Source organism: Methanothermobacter sp. K4 (assembly GCF_022014235.1).
In the GTDB taxonomy this organism is placed as follows: domain Archaea; phylum Methanobacteriota; class Methanobacteria; order Methanobacteriales; family Methanothermobacteraceae; genus Methanothermobacter.
In genome coordinates, this window is sequence record NZ_JAKLTD010000003.1 from 161,437 (window position 1) to 175,964 (window position 14,528).

The window sequence follows — 14,528 nt, forward strand, 5'->3', positions numbered from 1 at the left end:
GACAATTTTGAACTTTTCATTGGTGTGATTGTTTATTAGGTCAAGGCAGAGGTTTTCAGTGGGGGAAATTTTAGGCCTTTCATTAGTTAACAATTTTCAGGGCAGTGTTTTTCTTCTGAGGATATTTATTTAAAGAAGTTCAGATAAATGGATTCACTGGTCCATAGCATACTCATGAAGCACAATCTTTTTAAATGGGGGATCCTATACTATAGATAAATTTATCTATACCGAGTCACTGAGTTTCTTAAACTCAGCATTACTGATTCTGATAGAGACTTAAATTGAGGTGAAATAATGGCAATCTGGCAAGGTAAATCAATGAAGAAACCAAGCGGTGGAAGAGCCAAGATGAACCGCGGAAAGAGAAAATACGAACTTGGAAGGGAACCTGCCGAGACAAAGATCGGTGACAGGCGTGTCAGGATTATAAGGACACGTGGGGGTAACAACAAGGTCCGTCTCGCTGCAGATACCAAGATAAACGTTGTTGATCCTGAAACAGGTAAGGTTGAGGTTGCAGAGATAAGGAATGTTGTTGAGAACACAGCAAACCCCCACTTTGTGAGGAGGAACATCATAACAAAGGGTGCTGTTGTTGAAACCAGCCTTGGAAACGTGAGGGTCACATCCAGGCCAGGTCAGGACGGCGTAATAAACGGCGTACTTATAAAGGAATAGATTTCCCATCAAAGCCCCTCAAATGGACACATGGGGTGTCATATGTCAGATAACCTCGAGGCCGAGATACTATCCCAGGTGGAAAGGTTCCTCAAACACATAAACAGCAACCTGCCTGAGGGCATGGAGCTGGAATTTGAGGGCTTTTACAGGAGGGGCTTCTTTGTAACAAAAAAGAGATACGCCCTTATAGAGGATGACACCATCGTTGCGAAGGGCCTTGAACTTGTGAGGCGTGACTGGGCACCGATAGCTAAAAAAACCCAGCAAAAAGTTTTAATGGCCATTCTAAGAGATGGATCCCCTGAGAAGGCTAGAAAGATAATAAGGGATGTTGTACGGCGCATAAGGGGCGGCGAGGTGGAACTGGATGACCTGGCGATCCACACCCAGATAACAAGGGACCTCTCTGAGTACAAACAGATAGGCCCACATGTCATCGCCGCAAAACGATCCCTTGAAAAGGGGAGGCGCATTGAGCGGGGATCCATAGTCAGGTACATCATAGTTAAGGGAAGGGGCCCCATAAGTCAGAGGGCCTTCCCAATTGAGGATGCTGAGGGCCTGGAGTACGATCCGGACTATTACATTGAAAACCAGGTTATGGCTGCGGTATCAAGAATAATGTCATCTCTCGGCTACTCCACAGAGGATATAAATTCACTCTCATGTGGTGAAAGGCAGAGCAGCCTCGATGCCTTTTTCTAGAACAAAGGGAACCTTATTTTTTTCATATAATTTTGTTGCACATATGTCTGGACCCACGGCCTGGATAGTCATATCCAAATGATTATTATTTTATATCATAATATTAATATCAGCAGAGAAACCAACACTGTTATAATTGATTAAATATAGAGTTTCATTACAGAGAGTAAGGTGGGAAGATGCTGAAGGCGGTTTTCTTTGACATTGATGACACGCTCTATGACACATCAGGATTTGCCAAACTTGCAAGAAAGGCTGCCCTGAATGTGATGATAGATGCGGGTTTACCCCTGACACAGGAGGAGGCATACAAACTTCTGAGGGAGATAATAGCTGAGAAGGGATCCAACTATGATAAACATTTCAATGTGCTCACAAAGACGGTTTTTGGTGAGGAAAAACCCCTTCTCATTGCCCTTGGAATGATAACATATCACAACGTTAAGTTCGCGCTGCTCCGGCCATTCCCCAATACAACATCAACGCTCATACACCTGAAGAGCAGGGGATACAGGCTTGGGGTCATATCCAATGGTATAACAATAAAGCAGTGGGAGAAACTGATAAGGCTCGGGATACACCACTTCTTCGATGAGGTCGTCACATCAGACGAGGTTGGCTTTGAGAAACCAAACATCAGGATCTTTGAGGAGGCTCTGAGAAGGATGGGCTGCAAACCTGAAAGGTCAATCATGGTTGGCAACAAGTTCAATGAGGACATACTGGGGGCAACAAATGCGGGAATGTCAGCCATACTCGTCAACTCAGAGCTTACAGATGAAGAGAGGGATCTCATTGAAAAGAGAGGCCTTGATGTTACAGTCATCGATGACATCAGCGAACTTAAGGAGATTCTCTAGTTTTTCAGGGTCTCCACCTTTTCCGGGGGGATGAACATGATTTCATTGATAGGGGGATGAGTGATGAACTGTGATGACTACTACCACGATGAAAACATGGTTGAACTCTTTGAGGAGCTGAAACAGCCAAAGACACTTGAGGAACTGGGTTTATCCTACTTCTTTGTGAGAGACATTGTCCTGAAGATTCTTTTAACATACGGGACAGTTAAAACCCAGAGAATAACTGATATTACAGGTATACACCTGGATATACTTGAGGATGTCCTTGGCCAGATGGAGAAGGACGGTTTCTGCGCCCAGGTGGGTGGAAGCTTCCTCTTCTCCAGTGTTGAGTATACACTGACAAAGAGGGGGGTTGAAAAGGCCCGCCTTGTAATGGAGGAAAACCCATATATAGGAATGGCCCCTGTACCCTATGAGAAATACTTTGAGCTGATGGATAAGCAGCTCAGGAACCGTTTCCCAATAAAGATACCCCCAGAGGTTATTGAAAGGGCCTTCAGGGATGTTGTTGGCCTATCATATGCAAAGGAATGTCTTGTTGAGTCATGCACCATCGGTAAGGGACTTTTTGTCTATGGTGCTCCGGGAACAGGCAAAACCTTCATCATAGGCAAGGCATCGGACCTTCTACCGCCCGTGGTGATTCCCCGCTTTATAGAGTTCAGCGGAAGGGTTATACAGATATATGACCCCGACTTCCACAAGCCCTGTCCCGAAGAACCTGATGATCCCCGCTGGATAAAGATACATGCCCCATTCGTTTTCACAGGTTCTGAACTGAGCCTCAATGAACTTGAGACAACCTACAATATGAATAAGGGTGTATACGAGACCTCACCACTTATAAAGGCCAATGGTGGCGTGCTCCTCATCGATGACCTTGGAAGGCAGAGGGATGACCATGAGGTGATCCTCAACCGCCTCATAGTGCCCCTTGAGAATAAGAAGGACGTCATATACATAAGGGGGGTTCCTGTTATATTCCACACACACTTCATACCTGCATTCTCAACCAACCTTGATGTGAGCATAATGGACGAGGCACACCTCAGGAGGGCACCTCTCCACATATTCCTCAGAAACCCCCCTGTTGAAAACGTTGCAGAGGTATTCAAACGCAACCTTGATGCCACAGGCGAGGATTACGATGAAGAGGTCCTGGAAAGGATTAAGATGGTGTACACTCCAGTCGCTGATGGCGGCGAGGGTCTGCAGCCAAGCTATGCACATGCCCGTGACCTTGCACAGATTGCCCAGGCAGTGAGGATAAACATGGAGAAGGAGAGGATTGACATTGAGGTCATTGAAAGGGCCCTTGATAAGCATGTCCTAATAGCACTCCAGAGGATGGACATCGATATCAGTCAGGTGCATCACAGTGTAAGAACGTTCCGTGTTGTGACCCCTGAACCTGAGGGTGCCGAGAGGGTGCTTAAACTCTACGGTGCCCTCACGGTTGCACTGGAGGATGGGGGTGTTCTTGCGGACTTTGAGGACTCAATAAGCCCATCACAGCTCCTGGCCCATCTGCAGGGTGAGGGGGTTCCTGTTGGAAGGGTTGAGGTGGTCGCTGAAACAAAACGTGAAATCAAGAAGACCATACTTGAATACAGCGGATGATATTTATGGACCCACTCCTGGTTGATGTGCTGGTCGCTGCACTTGTATCCATTGGTGTCTGGACATTCCTTGAGCTCCTACCCGCCCTGTTTCCCAGGGAGGTGGGGGGACTTGCAGCACGCATCAGGCCACTCCCATCCACTGCAGTTGAGATATCCCAGTACCTCAACCTCCTCAGAAGGGGAAGACCATGGCAGGTCTTCATGGCCCTTGAAGTTGTAGGGGAACTATTCAGGATTAAGATCCGTGAACTTGAGGCCATGAAGTATGAGGAATGGAAGAGGGAGGTTGAATCCCAGAAGGAACGGATGGAGAAGAGGAGGCTCAGTGACGATGAGATACTCCACCTTGAGGCTGGAAGGGAGATGATTCAGAACTCCAATAACCGGAATCTTAAATCAACAGGGGGTCTTTATTCCAGCCCTGAGGAGGAGGAGTTCATAAGAATCAGAAATCATAAGAAGGACCTCCTACCTGATTTGAGGGACAAGTATTCTGATTTCAGGATATGGGCACTGAAGAACAGGGACATCCTGAGGTATGTCCAGGAGAGGGTCTTCAGAAGGGAGGAACTTGACCTTGAAAACCTGAGGGACCACAGCAGGGAATGGGCCCTTGTGAATATATGGGGGATGGAGCCACCGGAGAGTTACTCTGAGGATGAAATCCTTGAGGATATTCTCCTGTACATTGAAATAAAGGATGATAACATTATCAGTAAATTCGCCCATGGTCTGAGCAGCCACACTGACTCCCTGAGGTACCTTGATGGGGTTATATCCGCTGTTTATGCCTGGAAACAGGAGGGCAAAACCTAAGGCTCATTAAACCTCTATCTCAAGTCCTATGGGGCAGTGGTCTGAGCCCATCACCTCTGAGAGTATCCATGACCTTTTAACGTTCTCTGCAAACTCCTCATTCACAAAGAAGTAGTCGAGCCTCCATCCAACGTTTCTCTCACGGGCCCTGGTCCTGTAGCTCCACCATGTGTACTGGCCGGGCTCGTTGTTGAACATCCTGAATGTATCAACGTACCCGTTTTCAATGAATTTGTCTATCCAGGCCCTTTCAACCGGTAGAAACCCTGATACGTTGCTGTTCTCCTTTGGCCTTGCGAGGTCTATCTCCCTGTGGGCTGTGTTGAAGTCGCCGCATATTACCGTGTTTCTGCCAGCTTCACGTTCCCTGTTTACGTCTTCGAGGAATGCGTCATAGAATTCAAGCTTGTACTTCAACCTTTCATCGGACATCTTCCCGTTGGGGAAGTATATGTTGTAGAGTAGAAAGTCATCAAAATCTGCAACCTGTATGCGGCCCTCACTGTCGAATCTCTCCACACCAAAGCCCTCCCTGAGGGATTTTGGGGGTATCACTGTGTACATGGCAACTCCACTGTATCCCTTCCTTTCTGCAGGTGTGAAGAAACTCCTGTAACCCTCAACATGCCTTAACCTTCTGGGAAGCTGTTCGGGACTCGCCTTGGTCTCCTGAAGACATAGGATATCCGGTTTCTCATCCATGAACCATTCAAGGAAGCCCTTACGGTATACGGCCCTCAGACCGTTAACGTTCCAGGATATTATCTTGATTTCTGCCATGGTACCACAGGATTATTTCTGTCTCGACCACCTTAAGTATTGATCATCACATGATGAATGGCAGTATCCTTGCAAAGATTCCCCCCAGGAATAGGGCGGTTCCAAGGTTTGCAATGGTTATTATGGATGTGGATTTCCACCCGAATTCCCGTGCAAGTACCGCTATTGTTGAAAGGCAGGGGAAGTAGAGCATACCCACGAGGGTGAGGACAAGGATCTGGGGTGCTGTAAGGGCTGCCCCAATATCTGTTCCAACCAGTGAGACAAGCCCCAGGAGTATGAATTCCTTCCTTACAGCCCCAAGGATCAGGAGTATTCCCGCAAATACTGGCAGTTGTAACCAGCCAGCTGTAAGTGGCGCCATGATATTGCTCACCGGATTTAGAAACCCGATGGCATAGAGGAGCTGTATAAGGGCGCTCCCGATTATGTATATTGGGAATACAAGGTATATGAGTGACTTTGTCCTTGTCCAGGTCTGCCTTGCTATGACCCTGAAGGATGGCATCTTGAGGGAGTGCATCTCCATTATAAGGCCAGTCGTCTCCCCGGGAAGTGCCTTCAATGCAAGTTTACCCATTATGAATATTATGAGGAGGTCAAGGGCGTATAACCCTATGGCCCACCATACGCTGACGAAGAGGGCCACAAGTCCAAGTATCAGGATTGTTCTTGCGGCGCAGGGTGCGAAGGATATTGCAAAGGCTGCAAGGAGCCTCTCCCTGGGGGTTTCAAGTATCCGTGTACTGTCGATTGCCGGTACACTGCAACCGTATCCGAGTATAAGGGGTATGAGGGCTTTGCCATGGAGTCCTATCTTTCTCATGAAAGCGTCCATCATGAATGCGACCCTGGTGAGGAGCCCCGAGTTTTCAATGTAGGATAGCATGAGGTAGAATGGTATGACGAATGGTATCACGAGGGTTAAACCCGCCACTATCCCCCCGAAGGCACCGTTCCATATTATGGATTCAATTGAACCTGAGAACTGGGGGTCAACTGGCTGAAAGAATCCAAAGATACCTGTCAGTGTATCTGATAGGAATTCACCCACAACGAAGGTCCAGAGGAGGAGACCTCCAACAACAAGGACCGATGAGATGTAACCGTAGACGGGGTGTGTGAGGAAGCTGTCAAGGCGCTCTGAGAGTGATGTTTTTATCTCTGATTGTCTCTGCGCACCTGCTGCTATCATATTTGAGAGGGCATATCTCTCAGAGGCCATAACAGAGAATGATGGCTCATTATGTATCCTTTCAATCTGGGCTGCAAGTTCAGCTGCAAGTTTTTTCACGCCGGATGGCATCATGGCAGTTATTTCAGGGTCGTTTTCAAGGAGCTTTATGGCAACCCATCTCTTTGAATAGTCCTCTGGAATTTCGGGGAGTGCTTCCATAAGTTTTCTTATGCGGCTTTCAACCTCCTCACCGTATTCTATGACCTCTGGTTTTATCCCCTTATCTGCCACTTCAAGGGCTTTCCTGAGGAGCCTCTGGAGTCCCTGACCCTTAACCGCCACCGTTGATACTACAGGCACGCCCAGGGCACCCTCAAGTTTCTCCTCATCTATCACTATTCCCTTCTGTCTGGCCATGTCCACCTGGTTGATGCAGATAACCATGGGGACCTCCATCTCCATGAGCTGAAGTGTGAAGAAGAGGTTCCTCTCAAGGACAGACGCATCAAGCACATTTATGACGACATCCGGTTTCTCGTTGACTATGAACTCCCTGGAGACTATCTCCTCCATGGAGTAGGTTGAAAATGAGTATATGCCTGGAAGGTCAATTATGTGGATGTCCCGGCCCTGAAATTTAAGGTAGCCCTCTGCCCTTTCAACGGTTTTCCCTGGCCAGTTCCCGACTATCTGGTTTGACCCTGTCAGCTGGTTGAAGATCACGCTTTTACCGACATTGGCGTTTCCTGCAAGTGCAACGGTTATCTCAGATTTCCCCATGGGTACACACGTCCCGGTTGAAATTCGTTCCTGTTTTAAAAGAAATTCAGCCTTCTGTATCTATGAATACGTTGTCCGCTATATCCCTTCCAAGGGCCACCCTTGACCCACGGACCTCCACCTCTATGGGTCCGCTGAGAGGTGCCCTTTTGATGATCCTTATGGGGACTCCAAGGGTTATTCCCATATCCATGAGCCTCCTTAAAACCCTGTAATCCCCCCTTATGAAGGAAACCCTTCCAGTCTGTTTCTCATCCATCTCTGTCAGTGATTTCAGGTTACCCTCACGGCATCCTATCTCCTCAACATCTCTATCCTTCATTTCAATGCATTCCCCGCATGTCTGGAATTTGAAGTCGCATGCGGGGATCGGGTTTGCGTCTGGGCACTCACCCGGCATGTTGAGGAGCTGGCAGAGGGCCCTTTCTGCATCATCTGAGAGTGAATGTTCCATCTCACAGGCCTGTCTGTGTATCCTCTCCATCCTGATTCCGAGAATATCGTGGAGGAACCGCTCAAGCAGACGGTGCTTCCTTGTTATTCTCCTGGCTACTCTGTAACCCTTTTCTGTTAGTATAGCCCCACGGTAGGGGGAGTATTTAACATATCCCTCAGAATCAAGTTTTTTAAGCATCTGGGTTACACTGGCAGGGGCTATTCCCATTTCCTTTGATATTTTAGTTGTACTGGCGTTTTTACTGGATTCGGATAGCCTGTAGATGGTTTCAAGGTACTCCTCTATATTTTCGCTGAGATGTTTCATTAGGTTCACCTAAAGGGTCACTGTTAATTTAGTTAAACCTAATTCAATATAAGGTTTTCTGAATGGTTGCGGTAAGAAGTTTTTTGCGGTTTATCATAAGGTGGGGGTAAAAATTAGAGGTTTTTTTGGTGTCAGCACATTCTGAATAGAAAAAATGGGGGATTGCTCCTCCCTTATCATATGGGCAGAACATCCCTTCCATGGGTTTCGTTTATGACCTCTGCAAGGCCAACATACATTGCAGCGGCCCCTGTGAATATTCCCTCATAACCTGCAATGGTTGTTATAATGGCGGAACCCGTGATTTCACCGGCTGTGAGCAGGAAGAATAGCACTGCAAGGCTTATGAATATCACCTGTATTCCCCTTTTGAGTTTGAGTGTTGCAATGAACATCACCAGTGTAAACAGGCCCCACATGAAGAGGTATGCTGCCATCGCAACGGGGTCTGCCGCTGCTGCTGCACTGCCAGCTGTTTCAATGAACTTAAGCTTGGGTATCACAAGCAGAAGTACCAGTGACCACCAGAAGAGTCCATATGAGCCGAATGCAACTGTACCAAATGTGTTGCCCTTTCTGTATTCCATTGCACTTGCCAGTATCTGGGCTATACCCCCGTAGGCGAAGCCCATTGCAAGTATCATACTGTTTATGGGGAAAAGCCCTGCGTTGTGCAGGTTCAGAAGCACGGTGGTTATACCAAAGCCCAGAAGTCCAAGCGGAGCCGGGTTGGCAGTTCTGTCTGCTATAACCACTTCTTTTTCCGTCATTTTTTACCTCCTTCTATTCTTCAAGGGTTGAGGTATCACCGAGGTCCTTTCCTTCTTCCCGGGCCCTCAGTATCCTCCTCATTATTTTTCCTGACCTTGTTTTCGGGAGCTTATCAACCTGTACCATTTCTCCGATGACAGCAACGGGTCCCAGTTCGTGGCGCAGGTGCCTTTTGAGTTCCTCTATGAGTGCTGTGTTTAAATTATGGCCCTTCTTGAGTATGAGGAATGCCTTTATGACCTCCCCCTTGATGGGGTCAGCCTTACCTATGACAGCTGCCTCGGCAACTGCAGGGTGGGCCACGAAGACTGATTCAACCTCTGCTGTACCTATCCTGTGCCCGGCTATGTTGAGGACGTCATCTGATCTACCCTGTATCCAGAAGTAGCCGTCTTCGTCCTTCCTTGCCATGTCACCTGCAGTGTAGACTCCACCGGGGATCTGTTTCCAGTATACGTTGAGGTACCTCTCCTCGTCGTTGAATAGTGTCCTGAACATTGCAGGCCATGGTTTCTTTATTACGAGGAAGCCGCCCTTACCTAGCGGCACAGGGTTGCCTTTCTCGTCAACCACGTCCGCTTCGATCCCTGGAAGGGGTTTGGTGACGGATCCAGGTTTAAGGGGTGTTACAGGCAGTGGCGCTATTAGGTGCATCCCTGTTTCTGTCTGCCACCAGGTATCGATTATCGGGCATTTTTCCCTTCCAATGTGTCTGTAGTACCACATCCATGCCTCGGGGTTTATTGGTTCACCAACGGTTCCAAGGATCTTGAGGGACTCCAGGTTGTAGCGTTTCGGGTGTTTTTCACCGAACCTCACGAGGTGCCTTATTGCTGTGGGGGCTGTGTAGAACTTCGTGACACCGTATTTTTCGACTATACTCCACCAGACCCCGGGGTCAGGGTAGTCTGGTGCCCCCTCATAGAGAAGTGTTGTTGTTCCAAGAAGGAGGGGTCCGTATACGACGTAGCTGTGCCCGGTTATCCATCCTATGTCTGCTGTGCACCACCAGAGGTCTCCGTTGTGGATGTCAAAGGTCATCTCAAGGGTTGATGCGACCCCCACCATGTATCCTCCTGTTGTGTGCAGCACACCCTTTGGTTTCCCGGTACTTCCTGATGTGTAGAGTATGAATAGTGGGTCCTCCGCATCCATCACCTCTGCCTCGCACTGGTCCTCTTCACCCTCTATGAGCTTGTCGAATAGCATTTCACGTCCGCTTATATCTGACATCTCTATGTCGATGTCTGTGTGCTTCACAACAACTGTTGTCTCTATTGTGGGGCACTGGAGGATGGCCTCGTCAACGATTGGTTTGAGTTCTATCACCCCGCCCCTTCTGTAGGTTCCGTCTGCTGTTATTATGACCTTGGCCTTTGCATCGTTGAGGCGTTCCACAAGTGCTCCGACGCTCAGACCAGAATAGATGACGCTGTGCACGGCCCCTATCTTTGCACAGGCCAGCATTGATATAACGAGTTCCGGGCACATGGGGAGGTACATTGCAACGGCGTCGCCCTTTTTGATTCCAAGGCTTTTCAGGGCATTGGCTGTCCTGTTGACCTCTCTATGCAGTTCATAGTAGGTTAGCTTCCTTTCCTCTCCCCTCTCGTTCACGTAGAGAATGGCGACCTGGTTTCTCTTGTCTGTGTCCAGCCATCTGTCCACGGCGTTGTGGGTCATGTTGATCTTGCCGTTCACGAACCACTTGTAGAATGGCTTGTTGCTCTCGTCGAGTACAGTGTCCCATTTCCTGAACCATTCGAATCTTTTTGCCTTTTCGGCCCAGTATTTCTCATGGTCCTTTCCCTTTTCCAGCTCGGCCTCCCAGTTTTTTATGTGGGCCTCCTCCACAATGGTGTAGTGTGGTTTGAAGACCCTTGTTTCCTCCAGGAGAACTGAGGTATCCTTTGACATTTTTCATACCGCCATTTTTTTCTTGGGTGATAGTAGTAAGTTTTTCTGGACTTATATATTTTACTATTATTAATCATGATAAATAATAGTAATTTAATTATTTTTATTAAAGACATTGAAAAAAAATATTGGGTGTTACATCATTGGGGGCATTCCGCCCATTCCACCCATTCCACCCATTCCTTCCATATCCTCTTCGTCCTTTGATGAAACATCAAAGCCCTTAGCTGCTATCATGTCGTCTATGCGGAGGATCATCTCAGCTGCCTCTGCAGCGGACTGGATGGCCTGTTTCTTGACCCTCTGGGGTTCAAGAACACCCTCATCCTTCATGTCAACGACTTCACCATCGAAAACGTCAAGTCCCATGTAGGGTGACTCCTCGTGGGCAGCCCTGAGGTCCACCAGGACGTCGATGCTGTCAAGTCCAGCGTTCTCTGCAAGGGTCTTTGGAACGATCTCAAGGGCATCTGCAAAGGCTGAGACTGCAAGCTGTTCCCTGCCACTTATGGTGTCAGCGTATTCCCTGAGTTTCCTTGCTATTTCCACCTCAGGTGCTCCTCCCCCTGCAACAACCTCGCCGTCCTCAATGGTTGAGGCCACAACACCTATTGCGTCCTCAAGTGCACGTTCCATCTCCTCTGCAACATGCTTTGTGCTTCCCCTGAGGATTATGGAGATGGCCTTTGGATCCTTACAGTTCTCCACGAATGTCAGCACATCATCAAAGATCTTCTTCTCGTATACAACTCCTGCCTCTCCAAGGTCGTCCTCTGTGAGGTCATCAATGTTTGTAACAAGCCTGGCACCTGTGGCCTTCTCGATGCGTTTAATATCAGATTTCTTGACCCTCTTGAGTGCAAGTATACCCTCACGTGAGAGGTAGTGGAGTGCAAGGTCATCGATACCCTTCTGGCAGAAGACCACATTGGCACCGGAGCTCTTTATCTTGTCCACCATGTCCCTGATCATCTGCTCTTCCTGTTCGATGAAGGCCTGCATCTGTGATGGGTCTGTCAGCCTTATCTTGGCGTCGGTTTCAAGGTCCTTGACCTCTATGGGGTACTTGAGGAGTGCTATTCTGGCATTTTCGACCCTCTTGGGCATTGATGTGTCTGCCCTTGCCTTGTCTATCACTATACCGTTCACTATTCTTGACTCGTTAATTGATGCTCCCTGTATCCTCTGTATGTTGATGTTGTCTCTGTCGATTTCACCATCCTCTTCCACCTGCATGACCGCATCCACAACGAGTTCAGCCAGTTTTTCCTTGGCCCTTTCTGAACCCTTACCTGTCATGGCGGTCACTGCAACCTTCATGAGTGTGTCCCTGTCCTTTGCCCTGATGGATATGTCTTCGAGTATCTCCTGGGCCTTGAGGGCTGCCTGCCTGTAACCCACAGCTATTATTGTTGGGTGAACACCCATTTCAATGAGTTTTTCTGCTTCCTTGAGGAGTTCCCCTGCTATGATGACGGCTGTTGTTGTACCGTCACCGACCTCGTCTTCCTGGGTCTTTGCGACTTCAACAAGCATCTTTGCTGCAGGGTGGGATATGTCCATCTCCCTGAGGATTGTAACCCCATCATTGGTGATCACAATGTCTCCAAGTGAGTCAACAAGCATCTTGTCCATTCCCTTGGGACCTAGAGTTGTCCTCACTGTCTCTGCGAGAATCTTACCTGCAAGTATGTTGATTCTCTGAGCTTCCTTTCCAACGTAACGGCTTGTGCCCTGTGGTAATATTAATATGGGCTGCTGTCCCTGTGCCATTAAATCACCTCTTAAATAAGTATGCAATTATCGATGGGTTTAAGGTTCTATAAATAATTTGTGCAGGATGAGAAAGTTACAGACCCATATTTCAGGGTGCTGTGAACTGAAAGAAGAAATGAGTGGTTCCAGTTTTCTGCTACTGGTTGGGGAAGATCCTTGGAAGGAATGTCTGGCAGAAATCAGGTGTCAGCTTTGAGGTCTCATGCTGGATCTTCTCAACAATCTCCTCCTCAAGTTCCGGTGTCTTGGATGCCTCAACTGCAAAACCCTCAGCGTCAATCCAGACCCTCAGCGACTCCTCACCCATTGTCATCTCAAATTCAACCTTTTTGCCCCTTTCAATATCACCGAGTATATCATCCATGATCTTATCTGAGAGCTTGAGGAGTTTCCTGCCCTCAGGTTCATAGGTGTTCTTTGATGTTTTGATCCTTTTGATCCTCACAGGGGCACAGCCCTCCTCCCTTATCGTCTTTCGAACTGTCCAGAAGAGACTCACGACAATTTTTTTCTCAGGGTCGTGGCTCCCCTGGAATTTGACGGACTTCATCAGTTACATCTCCTTTATCCTTTTGCCGATTGATTTTCCGATGCTGTAGCAGCGCTCCAGATCATCCTCATCCGGGACGTAGTTGACCTCAAGGGTCTCTGCAACCTCAAACCCTGCAGAGCTTATCTCGTCTTTGAGTGTTCTCACTGCACCTCCACCCCATCCCTTTGATCCGAATACAACCGCCAGTCTCTTGAACCCTGTTCTATCAAATGTGAGCCCCTTGAGGTAGTACATTATGTCCCCAAGGCTCGGGAATGGCCCGTTGAACATTGTGGGGCTCCCAATGAATACAGCCTTACTTTCAAGGATGTTCTTTACGATTTCACTCCTTTCATCCTCGTGGAGGAAGTGCATTGAAACATCCACATCCGCAGCCATGAGTCCCTCTGCAAGTGCATGTGCAAGCATCCTGGTTGAGTAGTGCATGGTATCATAGATTATCGTGGCCTTGTCACTGCACTCCCCTGTTGCCCATGCTGTGTATGCCTCTATGATCTTCATGGGCTCTGTCCAGATCTGCCCGTGGGATGGTGCAATCATCTGGATCTTATCGAGAAGCCCGAGGTCCTTAACCTCACTGAACTTCCTCAGCACAAGGGGTGATAGTGGCGTTAAAAGATTGGCATAGAACTTCATGGCCGCGTCCATCAGCACAGCTTCAGGCAAATCGGTGTCGAACCTTCTGCTGATGCAGAGGTGCTGGCCGAATGCGTCATTTGAGAATAGGATCCCATCCTCAGCAAGGAGGGTGAACATGCTGTCTGGCCAGTGCAGCATGGGGGCCTCAAGGAATGTGAGGGTCTTTCCCCCGAGGTCAATGGAGTCCCCTGTTTTCACTGTTTTAAATACGGCTTCATCGGGGAAGGGATAGTGTTCCCTTAGTCCCTCAGAGGCCTTTTCTGTGCAGATTATTTCTGGCCTGTGGCGCTTCCAGACCTCCAGGATTGAACCGCTGTGGTCCCTCTCTATGTGGTTCTGGATTATGATGTCTATCCTTTCATCCCTCCCCTCCCTTTCAAAGGCGTCACTTATCCTTCCGAACATCTGGGGGGATGTTCCCGGGTATGTGTTGTCAATAAGGGCGACCTTATCGTCTCCAAAGACGAGGTACACGTTGTATGTTGTGCCTCCAAGGGTGTAGCCATGGTAGTTCCGTATGTCCCAGTCCATGACACCAACCCAGTAGACACCATCTGCAATCTTTACTGCATCAGCCTTCATCTTATACACCATGTACCAGTTATGTCTGCCATTATTATTAAAATATATCAGTTTTTTATGGTGGTATCTGTTCTGGTGTTATTTGCTGATGGATCAA

13 protein-coding genes are annotated in these 14,528 nt (G+C 48.2%); 5 read left to right on the forward strand and 8 right to left on the reverse strand.

Translation table 11 applies throughout. The features are described from left to right. The first annotated feature begins 297 nt into the window (after positions 1-297). From L5462_RS07715 to L5462_RS07735, 5 genes are all read left to right on the forward strand, one after another. Positions 298-681, forward strand: coding sequence for a 30S ribosomal protein S8e (locus L5462_RS07715; protein WP_237780198.1), 384 nt, complete (start codon positions 298-300; stop codon positions 679-681). A 42-nt stretch (positions 682-723) separates the two neighbouring features. Further along, positions 724-1,389 (forward strand): DNA polymerase PolB subunit 2, encoded by a 666-nt coding sequence (polB2, locus tag L5462_RS07720; RefSeq protein ID WP_237780199.1) that lies wholly within the window; start codon positions 724-726, stop codon positions 1,387-1,389. A 179-nt stretch (positions 1,390-1,568) separates the two neighbouring features. Then, positions 1,569-2,249: a TIGR02253 family HAD-type hydrolase gene (locus L5462_RS07725; RefSeq protein ID WP_237780200.1), complete on the forward strand. Its 681-nt coding sequence runs from the start codon at positions 1,569-1,571 to the stop codon at positions 2,247-2,249. 63 nt (positions 2,250-2,312) lie between these two features. Then, positions 2,313-3,875 carry an ATP-binding protein gene (locus L5462_RS07730; RefSeq protein ID WP_237780201.1) on the forward strand — a complete coding sequence of 521 codons (1,563 nt, stop codon included), beginning with the start codon at positions 2,313-2,315 and terminating at the stop codon, positions 3,873-3,875. 5 nt (positions 3,876-3,880) lie between these two features. Further along, on the forward strand, positions 3,881-4,693 hold the full coding sequence (locus L5462_RS07735) for a hypothetical protein (protein ID WP_237780202.1): 813 nt from the start codon (positions 3,881-3,883) through the stop codon (positions 4,691-4,693). Between the two features lie 6 nt (positions 4,694-4,699). Here the strand turns inward: L5462_RS07735 and xth are convergent, their stop codons facing one another. From xth to L5462_RS07775, 8 genes are all read right to left on the reverse strand, one after another. Further along, the gene (gene xth / locus L5462_RS07740) at positions 4,700-5,473 is read right to left on the reverse strand and encodes an exodeoxyribonuclease III (protein ID WP_237780203.1); all 774 of its coding nucleotides are present in this window, start codon (positions 5,471-5,473) and stop codon (positions 4,700-4,702) included. 46 nt (positions 5,474-5,519) lie between these two features. Next, on the reverse strand, positions 5,520-7,430 hold the full coding sequence (gene feoB / locus L5462_RS07745; RefSeq protein ID WP_237780204.1) for a ferrous iron transport protein B: 1,911 nt from the start codon (positions 7,428-7,430) through the stop codon (positions 5,520-5,522). Positions 7,431-7,476: 46 nt separating this feature from the next. Then, a complete protein-coding gene (locus tag L5462_RS07750) occupies positions 7,477-8,193 on the reverse strand; it encodes a DtxR family transcriptional regulator (RefSeq protein WP_237780205.1) in 717 nt (238 codons plus the stop codon). A 176-nt stretch (positions 8,194-8,369) separates the two neighbouring features. Further along, the gene (locus tag L5462_RS07755) at positions 8,370-8,963 is read right to left on the reverse strand and encodes an acetate uptake transporter (protein ID WP_237780206.1); all 594 of its coding nucleotides are present in this window, start codon (positions 8,961-8,963) and stop codon (positions 8,370-8,372) included. Positions 8,964-8,976: 13 nt separating this feature from the next. Next, a complete protein-coding gene (acs, locus tag L5462_RS07760; protein ID WP_237780207.1) occupies positions 8,977-10,881 on the reverse strand; it encodes an acetate--CoA ligase in 1,905 nt (634 codons plus the stop codon). A 135-nt stretch (positions 10,882-11,016) separates the two neighbouring features. Beyond that, positions 11,017-12,654: a thermosome subunit alpha gene (gene thsA, locus L5462_RS07765; protein WP_237780208.1), complete on the reverse strand. Its 1,638-nt coding sequence runs from the start codon at positions 12,652-12,654 to the stop codon at positions 11,017-11,019. Positions 12,655-12,793: 139 nt separating this feature from the next. Then, positions 12,794-13,207, reverse strand: coding sequence for a hypothetical protein (locus L5462_RS07770; protein ID WP_237780209.1), 414 nt, complete (start codon positions 13,205-13,207; stop codon positions 12,794-12,796). Positions 13,208-13,210: 3 nt separating this feature from the next. Next, a complete protein-coding gene (locus L5462_RS07775) occupies positions 13,211-14,431 on the reverse strand; it encodes an FprA family A-type flavoprotein (protein WP_237780210.1) in 1,221 nt (406 codons plus the stop codon). Positions 14,432-14,528: the final 97 nt, after the last annotated feature.